The sequence below is a fragment of the Streptomyces sp. NRRL B-1347 genome, from assembly GCF_000720325.1.
Taxonomy (GTDB): Bacteria; Actinomycetota; Actinomycetes; order Streptomycetales; family Streptomycetaceae; genus Streptomyces.
In genome coordinates this window covers 1-506 of the sequence record NZ_JOJM01000267.1, presented here as the reverse complement: position 1 = coordinate 506, position 506 = coordinate 1, and the positions used below count along the sequence as shown (strand labels likewise).

Here is a 506-nt window from a genome sequence, read left to right as displayed (position 1 = left end):
CGTGGAGTTCGAACAGATCATCAACCAGAAGCGTGCCGAGGCCCGTTCACGGACTCACGCCGCATAGACGAAGACTCCACGCTCCCAGGGGATTGCCAGATGAGGGTGCAGGCGATGCTGGTGAAGGCGAGGAAGTGGTCGGCCTTGTGTTCGTAGCGGCGGTGGAGTCGGCGGCATCCGGCGAGCCAGGACATGCTGCGCTCGCTGGTCCAGCGGTGGCGTCCGAGTCGCTGGGAGCTCTCGATGCCTTTGCGGGCGATGCGAGGCGTGATGTTCCTGCTGCGCAGCCAGCGGCGCAGCGACCGGTTGGCGTACGCCTTGCCGGCATGCAGCCTGGCCGGGCGCCGTCGGCGGGGGCGGCGGCGGGATCTGACGGGCGGGATGCCGCGCACGAGTGGTCCGAGTGCCTGGCTGTCGTGGAGGCTGGCGCCGGAGATGCCGGTGGACAGGGGCAGTCCGGTCCGTTCCGTGATCAAGTGGATCTTCGGCCCGTACTTGCCCCGGTC

1 protein-coding gene is annotated in these 506 nt (G+C 68.6%); it reads right to left on the bottom strand.

Going from position 1 to position 506, the window contains the following annotated elements:
* Nucleotides 1–20: 20 nt before the first annotated feature.
* The coding region (locus tag IG74_RS50700; RefSeq protein WP_234334700.1) for an IS5 family transposase at nt 21–506 on the bottom strand (486 nt) is incomplete at its 5' end.